This is a genomic window from Micromonospora noduli (assembly GCF_003264365.1).
GTDB classification, from domain to species: domain Bacteria; phylum Actinomycetota; class Actinomycetes; order Mycobacteriales; family Micromonosporaceae; genus Micromonospora; species Micromonospora noduli.
Genome location: NZ_PYAK01000006.1, coordinates 101040 through 120205 on the forward strand (window position 1 = coordinate 101040; position 19166 = coordinate 120205).

Here is a 19166-nt window from a genome sequence, read left to right on the forward strand (position 1 = left end):
GGCGACACCACCGGTCAGCCCCGCCTCGTGGTCACTCGGACACCCCGTACGCGTCCGTGCGCACGAACCGCATGCTCCAGCCGCCGGCCTCGTCGGGCCGGTCGCGCTCGTAGAGGTGGTCGGGGCCGGGCTGCACCGAGCCCGTGCCGTCCGGGTGACGCATGATCCAACGCTGGGGCGGGGCGCCGTCCGACCCGGCCGGCAGCAGCCGGACCAGGCCGTCCGCGGGCCCACCGACGAAGCGTACGGTGACCTCGCTCATCGCGGCGTCCCCTCGGGTGACCGTGCCGGCACAATCGGTGACACCGGCTCTGGCTCGCAAGCTACCGCACCCACCGCCGTGGCGCAGCGAGGTGCGCGGGGCCGTCCGCCCCGAATCGGGCTCCGGTTTGCCCAGCTCGGCGCTCGGGTACCGGCACCTCAGCACCCGCCGTCGGCGGGGCGGGGACGAGGAGCGGTCGATGCGGATGCTGGACGGGCGGTACCGGCTCGAACAGCGCATCGGTGTGGGCGGGATGTCCGAGGTGTGGCGGGCCTACGACCAGGTGCTGGACCGGCCGGTCGCGGTGAAGCTCCTCTCGCCCGGCCGCGACGATCGGGACGGCCCGGTGGACCGGATCCGGGCCGAGGCACGGTCGGCCGCCCGGCTGGAACACCCCAACGTGGCCAGCGTGCACGACTTCGGCACCTCCTCGACGTGGCCCGGCCGACCGGTGCCATACATCGTCATGGAGCTGGCCGAGGGCGAGACGCTCGCCGTGCACCTGCGCGCCGGTCCATTGGACTGGCAGATCGCGGTGCGGGTCTGCGCGGAGGTCGCCGCCGCGCTCGCCGCCGCGCACGCCGAGGGCATCGTGCACCGGGACGTCAAGCCGGCCAATGTCATGCTCACCCCGGCCGGGGTGAAGGTGCTCGACTTCGGCATCGCCATCGCCGCCGGTACGCCGGACCCGATGCCGACCGGGATGGTGCTGGGCACCCCGGCGTACCTGGCACCCGAACAGCTGGACGAGGCACCGGCCACCCCTGCCGCCGACATGTACGCCCTGGGCGTGCTCCTCTACTACAGCCTCACCGCCCGCCTGCCCTACCGCGCGGCGACCGCCAGCGAACTGCTGCTCGTCCGCCGCCGTCGGCCACCGGAGCCGCTGCCCGACATCGCCGGGCTCCCGCCGGAGGTCGCCGAGCTGTGCCACTCCTGCCTCGCGGACGACCCCGAGCAGCGTCCGACCAGCCTGGTCGCCGCGCTGCTGCTGGCCGAGGCGGTGGACGCCCGGGTGTACGTGCCGATGACGGTCCCGACGACCCGCCGGGCGGCCCCGACGTCGCCGTGGACCGAACGGGCCGCCGCGGAGGCCACCGAGGCGGTGGCGCTGGTGGACGAGCCGAACCTGCCCGCCGGGCGCTGACCGGACGACAGGCGGCGTTTCGCCGGGCGGCGAAGGGGTAGCCGGCCTGGTGAGCGACGGGAGAAACGCGATGCCGGATCAGAGTTCCTGGCTGCGTGAGGCCACAGCGACCGCCGAGGGCGGTCACGTACGCACCGACGATGGCGGGCTCTCCACCGCGCTGGCCTCACCGCTGGCGCCGCACTGCACCGGGCTGACCCCGGAACAGTTGCTGGCCGCGGCCTTCGCCTCCTGCCTGCATCACGCGGCGGTGGAGGTGGCCGGGGAGATCACCGACGAGGCGCACACCGTGCAGGTCCGCGCGGAGGCGAAGCTGGGACGGGACAACGACGGCCGATACCGGGCCGACGTGCACGCGGAGATCTCCTCAGCCGGGCTGAGCCGAGATCAACTGGCCGACCTGGTCGAGTACGCCGACCGGCTCTGGCCGTTCTCCAGCGGCGACGCCAGCCGACACCGCCTGACCGTCACCCCAGCCGAGAACGGCCGACACTGACTCCACGCACGCCCCACCGCGCCGATCTTGCACTTTCGGTCGTCGATATGAGGGGCGTGCCCCTATGTCGCGGACAGCAAGTGCGAGAGCGCCGAGGTGGGGGGTAACGGGGGCCGGTTGGCGGAGGCGTGCCTCGGTTGTTCGGCTGAGTCCTGAAGTTTGCCGGAGGTGCAGCTGGCGTAGTGGTGGGGCGACCGCATTCACCCGACAAGTCGGGAATAACCGTCTGGAGTGATCCGCGAGGTTGATCTACTTCGCTCGTGTTTTGCCCAATAAAGTCGACATGATCAGGGCAAATTGTGGCGCATGCCACCGTACGGGCTGGTGGCATCGGGCATTCAGCTCTTTAGCCTCGTCAGGTGCATCCCGACGACCCCTCCGCCCAGAAGCTGACCGACGCGCGCCCGAGCACCCCCTCGGACGACGCCGCATCAACCGAACGGACGACCGGCCGTCACCGCGCTCCCGACCCGTCGCGGCGTGCCCTGCTGCGCTCGACCCCGGTACGGGTGGCGCTGGCCACCGGTGTCACCTGCTGCCTCAGCCTCGTCGCGGTCGCCACCGCCAGAGGCAACGACGACACCCCCCGTACGGTTGAGCCGCTCGCCGAGGCGGTGGCCGACCGCGCCGCCATCGCCGACGAGCGCGCCTCCCGGTCACTGGATCGCGACGCCGCCCCCGCCCGGGTCCTGCCCAGCCCGACGGCGAAGCCCACGCCCACTCCCACCGCCGTCCGCAAAAAGGCGCCCAAGAAGCCGGTCAAGCCACGCCGCCCCCGGCCGGTCGCCGGCCTCGACCAGGCACAGATGGACAACGCGAAGATCATCGTGGACGTCGGCCTGGAGATGAAGATGCCGCGCCGCGCCCTGGTGGTGGCACTGTCCACCGCCATGCAGGAGAGCAACCTCTACAACCTGGCCAGCGACGTCCTCCCGGAGTCGGCGGAGTACCCGAACCAGGGCAGCGGCTCCGACCACGACTCGGTCGGGTTGTTCCAGCAGCGGCCCAGTAGCGGCTGGGGCACTGTGGCCCAGCTGATGCGCCCGTCGTACGCCGCGCGGGCCTTCTACACGGCGCTCAACGAGATCCCCGGCTGGCAGGACATGAGCGTCACCGCCGCCGCCCAGGCCGTGCAGATCTCCGCCTACCCGGATGCGTACGCCCAGCACGAGGACCGGGCGACCACCGTCGCGGCGGCGCTCACCGCCTGAGCCAGAAGGGCACCACGCCCGCGCGTCTCAGCGACGGCCCGGCGGTGGCTCCGCGCCCGCGTCCGGGCCGCCGACCCCGACCCGGCTGCCCGGCACCCCGGCGGCTGCGGTGGGAGTGTCGGCGGGCACCTGGTCGACCGTCACCTGACTGAGGATCTCGTCCACCCGCACCTCGCGCCGTCGGCGAGCGTCCAGCGCCGCCTCGAAGTCACGTCGGGCCTGCACGGCCTCCGCGTACGCCCGCTCCCGCACCCGTCGGGCCTCCTCGCGGGCCTCGTCCAGCTCGGCGCGGGCCTGGGCCCGGATCTCGGCGGCCTCGCGCCGCACCGCGTCACCGGCGTACCGGGGGGCGGCGACGTCGCCCAGATCGAGTCGCTGCAGGAGCCCACTGAGCCAGGCTGCCTCCTGGCGGATCTCGTCCCACTCCCGGCCCGCCCCGGCCGCGCCCTCGGCCCGCGCCGCGAGCCGGGACAGCCGGATTCCCAACTCGTCCAGGCAGTAATCCACCTGTCGCTGGTCGTAACCGGTCTCAACGACGGAGAACCTCATACTGTCGCCCCCCAGGCAGCTGCTGTTACTTCCCCACCTGGATCCTCGGCCGCGACCGCTCACGCCGAGGGGGTTCGGGAAAAATGTTCAGCATGCGCGCGGGTGGCGCAGGCCTCAGGTGCGCTTGGGCAGCACGACGACCCGGCCGAAGAACTCGTCGATGCGGCGAACCACGTCGTTGAAGTCGTCCAGGTCGATCGGCTTGGTGACGTACGCGTTGGCCTGCAACGTGTAACTGCCGACGATGTCGGTGTCGGCGTTCGAGGTGGTCAGCACGACGATCGGGATGGTCCGCAGATCCTCGTCCTGCTTGACCGCCCCGAGCACCTGCCGACCGTCCATCCGCGGCATGTTCAGATCCAGCAGGATCACGTCCGGTCGGCGGGCCTGCTCGTGCCGGCCCTCGGCGCGGAGAAACTCCATCGCCTCCTCGCCGTCGCTCACCACGTCGATGATCTTGTCGACGTCGGAGTCCGCCAGCGCCTCCTCGATCATCAGCACATCACCCGGGTCGTCGTCGACCACCAGGATGCGTACCGGCTGCGGGCTGTCTACGCCCATCACTACCTGCCTCGAAGTCGGCGGGGACGGGACCCTGACGGTCACCGCGTTGGCGGGGGAAATGCTGGCGGGGAAATCTAGCCCATCATGAAGCACTGCGGGACGCGGGGTCGACCGACTCCGGTTCGTAGCGCAACACGTCGGCGAGACCGGTCACGCGCAGCACCCGCTCGACCCTCCCGTGGGCGCCGGTGAGCCGGAGCCACCCCCCGTCGGCCGCCGCCTGATTGTCACCCCGGACGAACACGGCCATCCCGGTGGAGTCACAGAACGTGAGGTCGGTCAGGTCGAGCAGGACCCGGGTCTCGCCCGCCGCGGTGAGCCGGTCGAGCGCGGCGGTCAGCTCGGGGGCGGTGCTCAGGTCCAGCTCGCCCACGAGCCGCAGGCAGGCGCCACCACCGTCGCGCTCGACGTAGTTGACGCTGAACGTCACCGTTCTCCCCCTCGCTCCACCCTCGGGTGGGACGTTTGCAGTCCGGCAAGTATACGCAGAGCTGACTCGTCCGCCGCCGAGCGCGGTGATCGCTCCGGGTGCCACCAGCGGGTCGGTCAGCGGGCGGTGGCGGGCAGCGCCGCGCATCCCAGCGCCAGCGCCCGCGCCGCCCGGGGGAAGTCCCGCAACGCGGCGGCGTAGTGCTCCAGCGGCAGGACGATGGCCCCGGCGGGCACCCCACGACTGCCCAGAATCCCCGACAGCCACTCCACGAACTCCGTGAACAACGAGGGGTCGTCCACGTAGACCGCCGCGGCCAGGAAATCCACTATGTGGCCCAGGTCGCTCACTGTCGCGTCAAGCTGCGCGGCGGTGTACGCCCGTGCCGCCGGCACCCGCTCCCGTAGCTCCGCCAACGCGCTGTCGATCAGCTCACCGCGACGGCGCACCAGGCTGGCGTACTCGTCGTCGGCCAGGTGGGCCAGCCGCGCCGGCGGCGCCCCGCGCAGCGCCCGCTCGTCGGCGATCAACTCCGCCGCCGAGGGCGCGTCCGGTGCCCAGGCCACCCCGAGCCGGCGCGCCCACCGGCCGTCCGTGCCGAACCCACGCCCGCCGACCACCACCGGCACGTCCGAGCGGCGGCAGGCCTCGATCATCCGGTGGGCGTACGGCAGGCGCATCGGCAGTGCGCATGCCAGCGCGACCGCGTGGGCGTCGTAGCGGTGCAGGTACGACACGAGGTGCGCCGCGGGCACGCTGGCGCCCAGGAAGGTCACCTGCCACCCGCGTAACCGCAGCACCTCGGCCACCAGCCGGGGTGGCAGCGCGTGCCACTCGCCGTCCATGCAGGCGACCACGACCCGGCCGCCGGTCGGCCGCGCCTTGACGTGCGCGGAGACCGCCGCCACCACCTGCTCGCTGATGTGGGTGGCCGCGTGCTCCTGGGCGACGCTCCACTCGTTGCGCGCCCACCGCTCGCCCACCTCGGCCTGGGCGGGCGCGACCAGGTCGAGCAGCACCCGCTCCGCCGGGACGCCCGCGTCGAGCAGGCCGATCGCCAGGTCGGTCGCGGCGTACTCGTCGGCGTCGGCGAGGTGGTCCAGGTACCCGGAGTACGCGTCGGCGAGATCGGTGGTGGCCGTGGCGGCGGTCACGCGTCAGTCTCCTCTGTCTGGTCGATGCCGGCGGGCACCGAGTGCAGGTGCCGCGCCCCGCGCCCGCTCAGGCCGGCCGCCCGCAGCGCCAGCACGGCGATGTCGTCGTGGTCGCCCTGCGCCAGCCAGTCGCAGGTGATCTGCTCGACCCGTTCGGCCAGGGCCGGCGCGGGCATCCGCTGGCAGCCGGTCAGCGCCGTGACCAGCCGCTCGGGGCCGAACTGCTCGTCTCCGCGCCGGCCGCCCCGTGCCTCGGTCACGCCGTCGCTGTAGAGCAGGCAGGTCTCGCCCGGCGCCAGCCGCACTGTCACCTCTCCGACGCGGGGGTCGGGCACCACCCCGATCAGCATGCCGCGTAGCGGCACCGTCTCCACCTCACCGGAGGCGCGCAGCACCAGTGGTGGCAGGTGCCCGCCGCCGGCCATGGTGAGGGTGAGGCCACCGTCGCGTTCCGGGCGGGCCACACCCAGCACGATCGTGGCGAAGCGGCCCTGGCCGTGCGCCTGGGTCGTCTCCAGCAACGCGTCGTTGAGCAGCCGCAGCAACCGCGCCGGGTTCGACTCCAACCGGTGCAGCGCCTGGAGGCACTGGCGCAGCTGGCCGGTGAAGACGGCGGCTTCGACACCCTTGCCCGACACGTCGCCGAGGAAGAACACCGAACCACCGTCGGTGAGCCGGTGCGAACCGTAGAAGTCGCCGCCGATGCGCAGCCCCGCCTGCGCGGGCCGGTACGCGGTGCCCCACTGCACACCGACGGCCTCGGCCGGCTCGACCGGCAGCAGGCTGGCCTGGAGGGTGTCGGCCACCTCGGCCTGGTCGCGGTAGAGCAGCGCGGTGGTCAACGCAGCGCCGGCGCGGGCCGCGAACGCCCGGACCAGCTCCACGTCGTCCTCGTCGTACCAGCGGGTGGCGCGACGGGCCACCAGCAGCACACCGACCGGCTCGTCGCGCCCCGGCAGCGGGACGACCCGGGCAGCGCTCTCGGTGCCGGCCAGCCCCGGCAGCCAACCGGCGTCGACCGCCTGCTCGACCAGCCAGTCCACCGCGTGCGGCTCGGCCCCGGTCAACCCGTCGGCGATGGCGGTCGGCAGCTCGCCGCCGGCCAGTACACCGCTGTCCACCGTCGGCACCTCGTCGTCGGTGCGTGAGGCCCGCCACCAGCGGGCGCGCCCGGCCCGCGGGGCGAGCACCAGCACCGCCACCTCGGCCAGGGTCGGAACGGCGAGTCGGACGACCGCGGCGGCGGCCCGGTCGGGGTGCAGTGGGTTGCCCAGCTTGTCGCCGACCACGGCCAGGAATGCCGAGCGAGCCCGTTCGGCGAGCAGCGCGTCGGCGCGGCTGACGCTGTCGGTGACGTCCTCGACGTACCAGCAGCAGCGGTCACCGGAGAGCGGCACCTGGCGCGCGGTGAGCCGGCGCCCGCGATGGGTGAAGCTCCCGGGGACGCCTTCGCTCAACCCGGGCACACCGGCCGCGCTGAGCAGTTCGCCGGGCGTCACCTCGGGCAGCAACCGCTCAGCCACCGGGCTGACGTGCCGCACGACGCCATCGGCGTCGCAGACCACCAGCCCTTCCCTGAAGTGCTCGACGACCTCTAACCAGTCAGGGGTGGCCTGCCCCCGGTCGGGGGCCAGCGGCGGCAGGGCCGCTGTGGGGCGGCGAACGTCGGCGGACCACGCCGAGGGTCGAGTCGTGCTCGGCATGGAGAGCCGTCCGTCGCCTGGGTCCCAGTCCCTGACGTCGGAAGCAGTCACCAGCTGAGCCTCACTCCTTGTCGTTCACCGAACCCGTGCCGGAACCGGCGTCCACTGTCAAAACTCTCCAGCCACCCTACGCCGGAACCCGGAAAGCGGCATCTCACGGCAGGTGACGGACACCGCCACGGCGGGGGTGTCGGACGAGGGACACGAGGGCGCTTCGCCGCCCCCGCTTTGCGTTTTGTCGCTGGACAAGGAAAATGGTGGGATGCCCGATCAGCTGTTGACCATCGAGACAACCCGGCTCGCCGCCGGGAACGTCCGACTCCGGCTGACCGGCGAACTCGACTACGACAGCGCGCCCGACCTGGTCGCCGCGGCGGCCGAGCTGCGCGGCGACTGTGACGCCCCGGTTCTGGTCGACCTGACCGGGGTGACCCTCTGCGACTCCTCCGGGCTCAGCGCGCTGCTGATGGTGCACCGGGCCGCCGGGGCGATCCGACTGACCGGGGTCAGCTCTCAGCTTCAGCGGATGCTGGACCGCACGGGCCTGAGTGAGTTGCTCGCCGAGGCGTACGCCGACGACGACGTGCGCGCCATCGGCTGACCCGTAGGCCACCCCCGGGAAGCGGAACGGGGTGGCCCCCGACCCTGGGACCTGGGGTCGGGGGCCGGAGGAATGTCTAGGGTGCCGTCATCGGCTGGAGCCGGGGGCCGTCCTCACGCAGCTCGCCGATCGGGGCCGGGTCCACGTCCTCCGGCTCCCCCGAATCGGGCGTCTGGTACAGGTAGCGGACGAACTGCCCACCCGCCTCGTTGTCGTCCGCGCCGGGCCATTGACCGATGCAGTCCATCCCGATCACCTCGCGGCCCGTTCCGTCGGCCTCCTCCAGCAGCGCCCACAGGCTCACCGGGTAACACCTGGTGAGCTCGGGTGTGAGCTGCCAGCGGGCGTACCAGCCGGGTCGAGCGGGGACGATCTCGACAACTTCCTTCATGACGACCTTCCTTCCGCGTACCTCGGAAGAACTCCGGTCCTGACCCGATCGTGCGGGCCGTGCGGGTGAGCACCCCTCACCCCCGCCGGATGAAGCGTGGCGCAGGCCCGTCCGACCCGGCCGGCGGCCTCCGTTTCCTTCTCCGGGACGGCGGGAAGGCGACTGGCGCAGCCACGATCCCCAGCGGAAGGGATGCCACCATGCGCAAGCAGATGGAGGGCGACAACCAGAGGCGCCGGGCACTGGCCCGGCAGGCCCGGGAGCAGAATCGCCAGCCCAGCGAGATCGGTGCCAGCCTGAGCGCGTCCAAGCAGCTCACGAGCCTCGACGCGGGTAAGCGGGCCGGCCCGCCAGCGGCCGGAACGCACAAGTCGGACAGCACGCGCGGCGGGCCGGCACCGCCGCCGGTCGGTAGCGCCGACAACCCGCGACCGCAGCCGTCCCCGCCGAGCGGCGCGGCCGGTGTGAACAGCGTGGGCTACCACGACCTGGTCGACGAGGTCCGGCGTCGCGCCGGGGTCGACTTCAAGACCGCCAAGGTGGGCACCGAGGCGACAGTGTTGGTCCTCGCGTTCGCCCTGGAGGCCGCCGAGCGGCAGCGGCTGCTCGCAGCGGTGCCGGCGTCGCTGCACGACGTGCTGCCCGTCGACGGCATCGAACGGCACCAGGACCTGCCCGGTTTCCTGGCCGAGGTGGGCCGGATCAGCGGCAACACCCCGGAGCAGGCCCGGTACCAGGCCGAGGCGACGATCGCCGCGCTCGCCGAGCAGGACGGCGACCTGGTCGAGTCGTTGCACGTACCCGACGGGTTGCGCGACCTGTTGAACCCGCCGGAGGCCGGCGGCGGCCTGGTGGGCGCCTCCACCACCACACCCACCCTGGACGCCGACGAGATCAGCGCGGCGCTGGACGACCTGCCCTACTGGGCCGGCGACAGCCAGGGCCTCTACCGGGTGGTCGCACTGCCGCCCGACAACCTGGACCGGGTGCTCGCCCGGCTCGACCGGCTGCGCCAGGACAACGGCCGCGGCCCGAGCATCGGGCGTCCGGGCGACACCGCCGCCGTGTTGACAGTGCGGACCAGCCAGGCCAACGGGGTCACCGCGCTCGACGTGGACCTCGCCCGCCAGATCGACGACGCGATCGACGAGGTGGGGGCCGGGATGGCCGGCGGCTGACCGGCCACCACGACGCCGTCGGGCCGGCGGACCGGGGGCGACCCCGCTCCGCCGGCCCGTCCGCCGTGCCGGGTGCGCCAAGGGCTCGGCTAGCGTGCCGGACATGAACCGCGCTGCCGACCGGCTGGAACTGGTCGCCGACCCGGTCCGCCGGACCGGGCGGACGCTGCTGTCCGCCGGGGTCGAGCAGTCGTACGTGGATGTCGAGGATCCCCGACACCTGCACTTCGAGTACGTCCGGCGGATCGCCTCGGCGGTGGAGGTGGCGGCCCCGGCCGGCGCCCCACTGAACGTCCTGCACCTCGGTGGCGGCGCCTTGACGTTGCCCCGCTGGCTGGCCGCCACCCGGCCCGGCTCCCCGCAACGGGTCGTCGAGCGGGACGCTGCGGTGGTCGACCTGGTGGCCCGGGAGTTGCCGCCGCTGCCGCCGGAGGTGCGGGTGGAGGTCGCCGACGCCCGGGACGCCCTGACCAGCACCCCGGACGGCCGGCACGACCTGGTGATCGCCGACATCTACCGGGCGGCCCGGATGCCCCGGCACGTACGCACCGTCGAGTTCGCCGCCGAGGTGGCCCGCGTCCTGCGCCCCGACGGCTTTTACCTGGTCAACGTCACCGACCTGCCGCCGCTGGTCGGCACCCGGGTGCAGGTGGCCACCTTGCGGGCGATCTTCGCCGACGTGTGCGTGGTCGGCGACCGGCGGATGTTGCGCGGCCGCAGGTACGGCAACCTGGTGCTGGCCGCGACCTCCCGCGCCGGCGGGCTGCCGGTGGCCCGGCTGGCGGTGGCCGCACTGCGTGACCCGGTGCCCGGCGGGCTGCTGCACGCCGCCGCGCTCGACACGTTCGTTGCCGGCGCCCATCCCGTCGCCGACGCGGACGACAACTCCCGCCACTGATCGCCGTTGTGCCCGCAATGCCGGGTTTCCGACGGTCCGCGCGGGGAAGGCCCGCCGGATGAGCGACGTCGACGATCGGGCGACCGGCCGCCGGACTCTGATCGTGATCGGTCTGGTGCTGGCGACAGCGCTCGCGCTGGGCTTCGTGTACGCGACCCGCCGGGTGCTGGTCTGGGCGGTGGTCGCCGCGTTCTTCGCCGTCGCGCTCAAACCGCTCGTCGACCGGCTGCAACGCCGTTTCGTCCGGCGTCGGGCGCTGGCCACCCTGCTGGTGTTCCTCGCCGCGTTCGTACTGCTGGTGATCCTGGCCGCGCTCATCCTGGTGCCGTTGTTCGGGGAGTTGGGCCGCTTCGCCGACCGGGCGCCCGAGCTGTTACGGGAGGCCCGCGCCGGACAGGGCCCGGTGGGGCAGGCGCTGGAGCGCACCGGGGCACGCCGCTACGTCAGCGAGCACTCCGAGCAGCTGCGCGACCTCGGCGGCCGGCTGCGTCAACCCGCGGTCGGTGTGCTGCGCGGCGTCGTCGAGTCGGTCGCCGGGCTGGTCACTGTCATCGTGCTGGCGTACCTCATGGTGTTGGAGGCTCCGCGGCTCACCCGCGGCCTGCTCGCGGCGGCCGGGGACGGTCAGGGCGAGCGGCTGCGCCGGGTGGGCCGGGAGGTCTCACGCACCGTCACCGGCTACCTCACCGGGAACCTGCTGATCAGCGTGATCTGCGGGGCGTTGACCTTCGTGGTGCTGACCCTCACCGGGGTGCCCTTCGCGGCGGTGATCGCCCTGCTGGTGGCGGTGGCCGACCTGATACCGCTGGTCGGGGCGACCCTCGGCGCGGTGATCGCGGCCGGTGCCGGTTTCCTGCACTCCCCCACCGCCGGGGTGGTGGTGCTGGTCTTCTTCGTCGTCTACCAACAGCTGGAGAACCACCTGCTCCAGCCGCTGATCCTGTCCCGCGCGGTCCGGCTGAACCCGTTGACGGTGCTGGTCAGTGTGCTGCTCGCGGCGGAGCTGGCCGGTCTGCTCGGCGCGCTGCTGGCCATCCCCGCCGCCGGCATCGTCCAGACCCTGCTGCGCGAGTACGGCCCGCGCCGGCTGCGGCCCGCGCCGCCGGCGGGTCCGGCCGCGCGGTCCGCACGGCCGGCCGGCTCCACCGACTGACCGTCGCACGTGCGGCCGGTGCCGCCACCGGCCTGCCCTCCGACGACCAGGCGGCCCGCTCAGCGGGACCGGGTCGCGACCTCGGGTGTGGTGCTCTCCAGCGGCACCGCGTTGGCCGGCACCAGCCCCAACTGGACCGCGGACCGGGTCAACGCGGCGTCCAACGCCCAGTCGGCGCTGACCCGCGTGCGGTTTCCCGGCATCGCCATCAGGTGGTACGCCCGGGTGACCGCCTTGGCCGGCAACCCGCCCAGGTTGACGTGCAACGGGTTCGCCGCCGCGTCCTTGCCACCCAGGTCGACGACCCAGCCCAGGTCGTGGTGCTTGTACGGCTTACGCCGGCCAAAACCGTACGACGCGGCGATGTTGTACGCCGCGCGCTTGCCCTGCCGCTGCGCGTGCTGGGCGGTCATCCCGCACACCTTGCCCGGGTTGACGAGGTCCGGCACCGCGGCGGCGTCACCGCACGCGTACACCTCCGGATAACCGGGAACGTTGAGGAACTCGTCGGTGACCAGTCGACCCCGGTCGGTCCGCAGGCCCAGCTCGTTGACGAACGGGTCGGGGCGCACCCCCACACACCACACCAGGGTGCAGGTCGGCACGTACTCGCCGTCGGTGAGCTTCACCCCGTCGCAGGTCGCCTCGGCCACCGAGGTACCCATCCGCACGTCCACCCCACGCCGGTTGAGCACCTTGTGCGAGGTGTCCGACATCCGCTTGTCCAACTCCGGCAGCACCCGGGACGCCACGTCGAGCAGCATCCAGCGGGGCCGGACGGTGAGCCGGGGCCGCTGGGCGTGCAACGCGTCGGTGAACAGCTGCCCGTGGGCCGCGACCTCGGTGCCGGTGTAGCCCGCCCCGACCACCACGAACGTGGACCGGGCCTGCTGCTCGGCCGGGTCTTCGGCCTGCTCGGCCAGCTCAAGCTGCCGGACGATGTGATCATGCAGGTAGACGGCCTCGGGGAGGCCACGGAAGCCGTGCGCGTACTCGGTCACTCCCGGGATCGGCAGCAGCTTGTTGACGCTGCCCACGGCGAGCACCAGCCGGTCGTACGCCAGCCGGTTCTTCTCCCCCTCGGCCTGGGTGAAGCCGACCCAGCGGTTCTGCAGGTCGACGTGGTCCGCCTCGCCGACCACCACCCGTACGCCCTTCAGCGTCCCGGTCAGCGGCACGGCGATCCGTTTGGGCTCGACCACCCCGGCCGCCACCTCGGGCAACAGCGGCAGGTACAGGAAGTAGTCGGTGGAGTTCAGCACCACGATCTCGGCCCGGTCCCGGGCGATCCGGCTCAACGTCTTCGCCGCGTGGTAACCGGCGAACCCGGCCCCCACGATCACCACACGAGGTTTCGTCATTGCGGGCCGTTTCCCGTCGAGGCCCGCGACAAACGTCCTAGGCGCCAGCCGTGCTCAGCTCGGCTGAAGCCGGACGTGGCCGCTGGTGCACACCGCCTCCACGCCCCACTCCTGGCCGAAAGCCCGTACCCGGTCGGCCGTGATCCGCCCCAGCTCCTCGGGAATGTCCGGGTCGAGCGCCAAGCGCCCGTCGATCGGGTTGAGCCCCAGCATCGCGCGGACCAGGGCCAGCGGGGTGCCCGCCGCCCACGCCTGCGGGCTGCACGCGGTGGGGTACGGCACCGCGAACACCATGCGCTCGCGCGCGAATCCGGTGAGCGCCTCGGGCAGACGGTGACCGAACTGCTCCGCCGCCTCGAACAACGCCAGGCTGATCCGGTTCGCCTCGGCCCGGTAGCCGTAGCGGGCCAGGCCGAGCGCGGCGATCGAGTTGTCGTGCGGCCACACCGTGCCGAGGTGGTAGCCGACGGCGTTGTAGAGCGACTCCTCGCGCGACAACGTGCGGATGCCCCACCCGGAGAACATGTCCGGCGACATCAGCTGTCGCACCACCGCGTCGGCCCGCTCCCTCGGCACGATCCCGCTCCACAGCAGGTGACCCATGCTGGAGGTCTTCGCGTCGACAACGTTCTTGTCGCCGTCCAGGGCGACCGCGTAGTAGCCGCCCCGCTCCTCGATCCAGAAGTCCCGGTTGAACCGCTCATGCAGCGTGCCAGCCTCGTCGCGCAGCCGCCTCGCCAGGGCCCGGTTGGCCAACGGACCGTCGAACAACTCCGCCAGGCGGATCTTCGCGTCGTAGGTGTAGCCCTGGATGTCGCTGGTCGCCAGCGGCAGCACCGGGATGCGCCCATCGGCGAAGCACACCCCGTCCGGCGAGTCCCGCCAGCACTGGTTGCCCAACCCCTCCGGGGAGCGCGTGCCGTACTCGACGTAACCGTCGCCGTCCCGATCGCCGTACTCGTCGATCCAGCGCAGGGCGGCCAGCGCGTTGTCCCGTAGGCGGCGGACCGTCTCGTCGTCGCCGGTCCACCGCCAGTACTCGGAGAGCAGGATCAGCCACAGCTGGGTGGCGTCGGCACTGCCGTAGTACGGGCCGTACGGCTTGGTCCCGTTGCGGGTCAGCTCGCCGCTACGCACCTCGTGGAGGATCTTGCCGGGTTCCTCGTCGGTGAAGTCGTCACACCTGTCGCCCTGGAGCCGCGCCAGCGCGAGCAGGGCCCCCTTGGCCAGCGTCGGCCCGGCGACGAGAGTCTGGTACGCGGTGATCAGGGTGTCCCGGCCGAAGACGGCCAGGAACCACGGAAGCCCCGCCCCCGGCAGCATGATCCGCTGACCCTTGACCTCCAGGTCGAGGCGCAACGCGGCGAGGTCGTCCCGGGACCGTCGCACGGTGCGCTCCAGGGCCTGGTTGTCGCCGCGCAGCACGGCCCGATCCTCGGTCCACCGGCGCAGCGGATCGTCGGCCCGGCCATGGATGACGTCGGCGATGTCTCCGCGAACCGGCTCGACCACCCCCACCCCGGACGGCAGTGGCACGTGCAGGTCGACCTGCCACTGCTCACGCGGGCGCAGCTCAAGGTCCCAGATCAGCTCGTCGCCTTCGACCCGGTCCGCCGGCGCTTGGCAACACACCCGGGTCTGCACCCGGAAGTCCCCGTTGCGGTACGAGAAACACAGCTCGGAGCCGTCGGCCGCGTGGTCGCGGGTGATCTCGGCGGACCGGTCCCGGACCACCGACTTGACCTCGAAGAGGTCGGCGAAATCGACGCCGACGGCCAGCCGCAGCTCCACCCGGACCGGCTCCGGCCGGAACGAGCGCAGCTCCACCCGCTCGTGGAAGCCCTCGCCGACGTACCGCAGCCGTTCCACGCCCAAACTGTTCGGGGGCAGCCCGGGCAGGTCGGGGTTCGTGAGCACGTACTGCGCGGAGTAGTGGTCGATGGTCTCGGCGCGCAGCGCCAGCAGCTCGCTGCCGTTGACGGTCAGCGTCCAGCAGCTGAGCAGGCGGGTGTCCAGGTGAACCAGACCCCCGATGCTGCCCGGGGGCACGTCGCCAAGCGAGTTGGCGTAGAGGAAGGTGGGGCCGCTGAGCACCGCGAGGGAGTCGGGGCCCAGCTCTGGTGGCATGGACCGTTGATCTCCGGCCTCGTTGGCCGCAGCGACCATGCCGGGGGTGGGGTTCGCCGGGGTCGCACGCACAACAGCCATGACACCCACCGTAGGAAGGCCGTACACCAGGCGTCATCACCCACTCCGGGTGAAAGCTCGTCGCCGCGTCCGCCTACCAGGGGAAATCATGAGACCTGAACCTGGTGCCGACAGCTCTCCGGCGCGGCCGCCCCGTTGGAAGCAACCATTCCCGACCCTCCGGAGCAAACAGGCGCGCGGCCGGGCCGGCGGTCAGGCGGGATTTGGTGCGGTGATGGCCCAGCGCTCGTGGTCGCGCCAGGCGCCGTCGATGAACAGGTAGTCCGGGGAGAAGCCCTCCAACCGGAAACCCAACTTGCGGGCCACCCGCCGCGACGGCTCGTTGCCCGGTTGGATGTTCGCCTCCAGCCGGTGCAACCCGACCGAGGTGAACGCGTGGTCGATCACCAGGGCGGCGCCCGCCGAGGCGTGCCCGGTCCCGCTGTACGGCAGGAACGCCGCGTACCCCAGGAAGCCACCACGCAGCGCGCCGAGCACGATCCCGCTGATGTTCACGTAGCCGGCGATCTCGCCGCTGGCCCGGTCGCAGATCAGGTAGCCGGCGCTGTCGCGGCGACGGATCCGGCGCAGATAGTTCTCGTACTCCTCCTGGTTGGCCGGCGCGGCCAACCAGGGGTGGTGCAGGTCCCGACTGCGCCGCGCGGCGGCGACGAACTCGTCCGAGTCGGTGGGCCGGGGTCGCCGGATCGCGGCGGGGCCACCGGTACGCAGGTATCTCACGGCGGATCACTCTGACCGACGGGTGCCGCCGTTGTCCAACCGGCCGTCGGGTGGGTGGGCGTCGGCCAGGTTAGCGGGACGTCAGCACTGTGAACTCCTGACCATCGGGGTCGGCCAGCACCAGTCGGCCTGCCCCGCCCAGGTCGGTGTCGACCTGGGTCGCCCCGAGCGAGAGGAGCCGGTCGACCTCGGCCTGCCAATCGCCGTCGACACCCGGGGCGAGGTCGAAACGCACCCGATCCCTGCCGCCGTTCGGCATCAGCGGTGGGCCACCCCAGCTGATCTTCGTGCCGCCGTGCGGCGACTGGATCGCGGTCTCCTCGCCCTGGTCCCAGACCAGCGGCCAGCCCAGCGCCGCACTCCAGAAGTAGCCGACCGCCTGCGACCCGTCGCAGGCCAGCGCGCCGACGAAGCCGCAGCCGGCGAGGAAGTTGTTGCCCGGTGCGATGACGTCGAACTCGTTGCCCTCGGGGTCGGCGAGCACCACGTGATCGATCTCCGGGCCCTGCCCGATGTCGGCGTGCCGCGCACCGAGCTCCAGTGCCCTGGCCACCGTCTGCCGCTGGTCCTCCAGCGAACTGCTGGTCAGATCGAAGTGCATTCGATTCTGGACCACCTTCGGCTGCGGGTTCGGGGCGAAGCGGATGTGGTACCCGTTGTCGTTGGCGGGTAGGAGCAGGACGCCCTCGTGGGGATCGTCGGCGATCTCCCGCCCCAGGAGCCCGGACCAGAACTGCGCGAGCCGCAGAGGCTCGCTCGCGTCGAAGCTGATCGCGAACAGGTGTGCAGTCATCGCTGCGCTCATCTCCCATCGGACCGGACGCCGTGACAGCCGTCGGAGCGGGAGCCTATGGCTGTGCCCGGTCGACCGCACCCGAGTTTCGGGTCATGCGGTGAGGTACGCCGCCGCGGTGCGGGCGCGGGGCGTGGCCGGTTGTCGGGCTGCTTCATCCCCGGTAGGGCGGGGCCACACCCCAGCCCCGCACGCGGGCCCGCAGCAGGTGAAAGACCGTCGGCGGAACGTGCGGCGTTGTGATCCACTGGCCCGGTGAGCCGAACCCCCTCGATCCCCCCGGCCGACATCCAGGAGCGACTGTCGGGGGAGCTGAACGTCTGGCTGTGCACGGTGCGGCGCGACGGGTCCCCGCACCTGACGCCGGTCTGGTTCGTCTACCTTTCCGCGACGTTCTGGGTCGGTTGCGAGAGCCGCAGCGTCAAGGCCCGCAACGTCGTGGCCGACCCACGGGTGTCAGTGGCTCTGGAGAACGGCAACGCGCCGGTGGTGGCGGAGGGCGCCGCCCGCGTGCACCGAAGTGGATTCCCGAGCCCGATCGTGGAGGCGTTCGCGCGCAAATACGACGGCTGGGACGTCGGCCGGCAGGTCGGCCCGGACAGCGAGCGGGTGCTGCTGGAGATCCCCGTCCGGCGGTGGCTGCTCGCGGGCACCGCGCAGTGAGTCGTCGATGCGAGAATCGGCCGGTGGAGAACGAGTTGACGACGGCCCTGGCGGGCGTACGGGACGCGTTCGGCCGGTACCCGCGCCGTGCGGTGCTCGACGGTTGCCCGCACTGCCGGGGCTCGGTGCTGGTCGACGAGCACGACCTGTTCTCACTGACCATCAGCCTCGGCAACACGGTCGGCAGTCGGGCGGACGTGAAGGCCCTGCTCCCCGTACTCCTTGAGCGCCTGCTCGGGTCCGACGACCTGGAACCGACCATCGTCCTGGGCAAACTCCCCCGTCAGGAGTGGCGCACCTGGCCGCGGGTCGAGCAGGAGGCCGTCGACGCATACCTCGACGCGGTGTGGCGCTCGTTGCTGGCGGACCACCCGGCGCGGCTCGGGTCGTTCAGCGATCCGGCGACCTTCCTCGACGCGGCTAGCGCGGCCGGCAAGCGCGTCGAACGATTCCTCGACGTCTGGGACGCCACGCTCACCTCGTCGGCGGACCGTCACCTGGCCGAGATGGTCGCCAGGCTCAACTTCGCGAAGCCGAAGCCGAGCGTCCTCGGCGACTGGTTACGTCGAGCAGAGACCCGCGAGCGTCTGCACCGCGCGTGGGAACGTGATTACGACGCGCCATGGGCCGACGGCCTCGCCCAGGCCTACGATCTCCTCCGCCACTAACCGGGCCCTCGCTTTGTGACCGGACCACGTGCACCCGACCGAGCCGACGTCGATCAGAAGCGCCGTGACGAGGAGGCCGAATGGATACCGAGTCGCAGGACCCCGTCGTCGTCGCGCTGTCCAGCCTGGTGCCGGCTGGTGTCGACAGTGGCCGGCTGACCAGGGAGTCCGGCCGACAGTTGCGGTGGGTGGCAGCCGGCAGCGCCACGCCACCGGTCGTCCTGGTCTCCGGGGCCGGCGAGGTGGGGCTGGACTGGGCCGTCGTCCTCCCCTCGCTGGCCGAGAGGTCCCGCGTCATCGCCTACGACCGAGCCGGTCTGGGCGCCAGCGACCCCACCTCGCGGCTGACACTGGACTCCCAGGTGCGCGACCTCGTGGCACTCCTGGACGACGTCGGCCCCGCCGTGCTGGTCGGTCACAGCTGGGGCGGGCTGCTCGCCCAACTAACCGCTTTCGCCAGTCCCGACCGGACGCTCGGCCTGGTCCTGCTCGATCCGTTCCACGAGGACAGCACAGCAGAGGTGCCACTGGCTCTCCGTGTCTCATCGAATCTCCTGCTCAACGCCATTCCGGTGCTCAAGGCCATCGGGCTCTTCGATCGGATCGCGGCGAACATGGGCCGCACGCTCGCTGAGCGCTGCACCGACGACCTGGAAATCCAGGCATTGATCACCGAGGCGTACCGGGCCAGCTATCGCACGTTCGGTCAGGTCACGACGATTCGGGCGGAGAACCGCCTCGCCAACACCTGCACCCGGGAGGTGCGCGCCGCGCGTGCGACGTCGGCCGCCCCCGACGTACCGATGAGAATCCTGACCGCGAGCCGCGGCAAGCCCGCTGCCCTACGACAGCGCTCCGGTGACCTCGCCGACCAGACCGCAGCGGTCTTCGCACGCGGCGTCCACGTCGTGGTGCCCGACAGCGGCCACTACATCCACAAGGACCAACCCGCCGCCGTGGTCGACGCCGTGCGCGCTGTCCTCGCCCAGGTCGACCGGGATACGCGGTAGCGGACC

Annotated in this window: 21 protein-coding genes; 10 read left to right on the forward strand and 11 right to left on the reverse strand. The window is 72.2% G+C overall.

All coding sequences use genetic code 11. From position 1 onward, the window contains the following. Positions 1–31: 31 nt before the first annotated feature. Entirely contained in the window at positions 32–262 is a 231-nt protein-coding gene (locus GUI43_RS06995; protein ID WP_112587606.1) for a DUF8847 domain-containing protein, read from the reverse strand. 199 nt (positions 263–461) lie between these two features. On the opposite strand from GUI43_RS06995, the gene GUI43_RS07000 reads away from it, so the two are divergent. From GUI43_RS07000 to GUI43_RS07010, 3 genes are all read left to right on the forward strand, one after another. After that, on the forward strand, positions 462–1409 hold the full coding sequence (locus tag GUI43_RS07000) for a serine/threonine-protein kinase (protein ID WP_112698437.1): 948 nt from the start codon (positions 462–464) through the stop codon (positions 1407–1409). A gap of 70 nt (positions 1410–1479) precedes the next feature. Continuing rightward, the gene (locus GUI43_RS07005; protein ID WP_030332593.1) at positions 1480–1905 is read left to right on the forward strand and encodes an OsmC family protein; all 426 of its coding nucleotides are present in this window, start codon (positions 1480–1482) and stop codon (positions 1903–1905) included. A gap of 359 nt (positions 1906–2264) precedes the next feature. Further along, a complete protein-coding gene (locus tag GUI43_RS07010) occupies positions 2265–3116 on the forward strand; it encodes a hypothetical protein (protein ID WP_170158692.1) in 852 nt (283 codons plus the stop codon). Positions 3117–3143: 27 nt separating this feature from the next. Here the strand turns inward: GUI43_RS07010 and GUI43_RS07015 are convergent, their stop codons facing one another. The 5 genes from GUI43_RS07015 to GUI43_RS07035 form a co-directional block, all read right to left on the reverse strand. Next, entirely contained in the window at positions 3144–3665 is a 522-nt protein-coding gene (locus GUI43_RS07015) for an ATPase (protein WP_112698372.1), read from the reverse strand. Between the two features lie 114 nt (positions 3666–3779). Next, the gene (locus tag GUI43_RS07020; RefSeq protein ID WP_112587610.1) at positions 3780–4226 is read right to left on the reverse strand and encodes a response regulator; all 447 of its coding nucleotides are present in this window, start codon (positions 4224–4226) and stop codon (positions 3780–3782) included. An 85-nt stretch (positions 4227–4311) separates the two neighbouring features. Continuing rightward, positions 4312–4659: an STAS domain-containing protein gene (locus tag GUI43_RS07025; protein ID WP_112587612.1), complete on the reverse strand. Its 348-nt coding sequence runs from the start codon at positions 4657–4659 to the stop codon at positions 4312–4314. A 116-nt stretch (positions 4660–4775) separates the two neighbouring features. Continuing rightward, positions 4776–5813 (reverse strand): cobalamin B12-binding domain-containing protein, encoded by a 1038-nt coding sequence (locus tag GUI43_RS07030; protein WP_112698373.1) that lies wholly within the window; start codon positions 5811–5813, stop codon positions 4776–4778. Beyond that, on the reverse strand, positions 5810–7567 hold the full coding sequence (locus GUI43_RS07035) for a PP2C family protein-serine/threonine phosphatase (protein WP_112698374.1): 1758 nt from the start codon (positions 7565–7567) through the stop codon (positions 5810–5812). The genes GUI43_RS07030 and GUI43_RS07035 overlap by 4 nt, the downstream gene beginning before the upstream one ends. A gap of 211 nt (positions 7568–7778) precedes the next feature. Between GUI43_RS07035 and GUI43_RS07040 the strand changes: the two genes are divergently transcribed. Next, entirely contained in the window at positions 7779–8117 is a 339-nt protein-coding gene (locus GUI43_RS07040; protein ID WP_112698375.1) for an STAS domain-containing protein, read from the forward strand. 76 nt (positions 8118–8193) lie between these two features. Here GUI43_RS07040 and GUI43_RS07045 read toward each other — a convergent pair whose 3' ends face one another. After that, entirely contained in the window at positions 8194–8508 is a 315-nt protein-coding gene (locus GUI43_RS07045) for a hypothetical protein (protein ID WP_112587620.1), read from the reverse strand. Between the two features lie 200 nt (positions 8509–8708). Between GUI43_RS07045 and GUI43_RS07050 the strand changes: the two genes are divergently transcribed. The 3 genes from GUI43_RS07050 to GUI43_RS07060 all read left to right on the forward strand — a co-directional run bounded on the left by GUI43_RS07050 (position 8709) and on the right by GUI43_RS07060 (position 11737). Then, a complete protein-coding gene (locus tag GUI43_RS07050) occupies positions 8709–9686 on the forward strand; it encodes a DUF2267 domain-containing protein (protein ID WP_112587622.1) in 978 nt (325 codons plus the stop codon). 103 nt (positions 9687–9789) lie between these two features. Further along, complete coding sequence (locus GUI43_RS07055; protein WP_112587624.1) at positions 9790–10584, forward strand: spermidine synthase; 795 nt, start codon at positions 9790–9792, stop codon at positions 10582–10584. A gap of 58 nt (positions 10585–10642) precedes the next feature. Then, positions 10643–11737, forward strand: coding sequence for an AI-2E family transporter (locus GUI43_RS07060; RefSeq protein ID WP_112698376.1), 1095 nt, complete (start codon positions 10643–10645; stop codon positions 11735–11737). Between the two features lie 59 nt (positions 11738–11796). Here the strand turns inward: GUI43_RS07060 and GUI43_RS07065 are convergent, their stop codons facing one another. The 4 genes from GUI43_RS07065 to GUI43_RS07080 form a co-directional block, all read right to left on the reverse strand. Beyond that, entirely contained in the window at positions 11797–13098 is a 1302-nt protein-coding gene (locus tag GUI43_RS07065) for an NAD(P)/FAD-dependent oxidoreductase (RefSeq protein ID WP_112587628.1), read from the reverse strand. A gap of 54 nt (positions 13099–13152) precedes the next feature. Further along, a complete protein-coding gene (locus tag GUI43_RS07070; protein WP_112698377.1) occupies positions 13153–15306 on the reverse strand; it encodes an amylo-alpha-1,6-glucosidase in 2154 nt (717 codons plus the stop codon). A 192-nt stretch (positions 15307–15498) separates the two neighbouring features. Then, on the reverse strand, positions 15499–16026 hold the full coding sequence (locus GUI43_RS07075; RefSeq protein ID WP_112698378.1) for a GNAT family N-acetyltransferase: 528 nt from the start codon (positions 16024–16026) through the stop codon (positions 15499–15501). A 70-nt stretch (positions 16027–16096) separates the two neighbouring features. Next, positions 16097–16819, reverse strand: coding sequence for a VOC family protein (locus GUI43_RS07080; RefSeq protein ID WP_112698379.1), 723 nt, complete (start codon positions 16817–16819; stop codon positions 16097–16099). A gap of 255 nt (positions 16820–17074) precedes the next feature. Here GUI43_RS07080 and GUI43_RS07085 point away from each other — a divergent pair, with 255 nt between their 5' ends. The 3 genes from GUI43_RS07085 to GUI43_RS07095 all read left to right on the forward strand — a co-directional run bounded on the left by GUI43_RS07085 (position 17075) and on the right by GUI43_RS07095 (position 19160). Beyond that, entirely contained in the window at positions 17075–17482 is a 408-nt protein-coding gene (locus GUI43_RS07085) for a pyridoxamine 5'-phosphate oxidase family protein (protein WP_112698380.1), read from the forward strand. A 23-nt stretch (positions 17483–17505) separates the two neighbouring features. Further along, a complete protein-coding gene (locus GUI43_RS07090) occupies positions 17506–18150 on the forward strand; it encodes a hypothetical protein (RefSeq protein WP_112698381.1) in 645 nt (214 codons plus the stop codon). An 80-nt stretch (positions 18151–18230) separates the two neighbouring features. After that, positions 18231–19160 carry an alpha/beta hydrolase gene (locus GUI43_RS07095; RefSeq protein ID WP_112698382.1) on the forward strand — a complete coding sequence of 310 codons (930 nt, stop codon included), beginning with the start codon at positions 18231–18233 and terminating at the stop codon, positions 19158–19160. Positions 19161–19166: the final 6 nt, after the last annotated feature.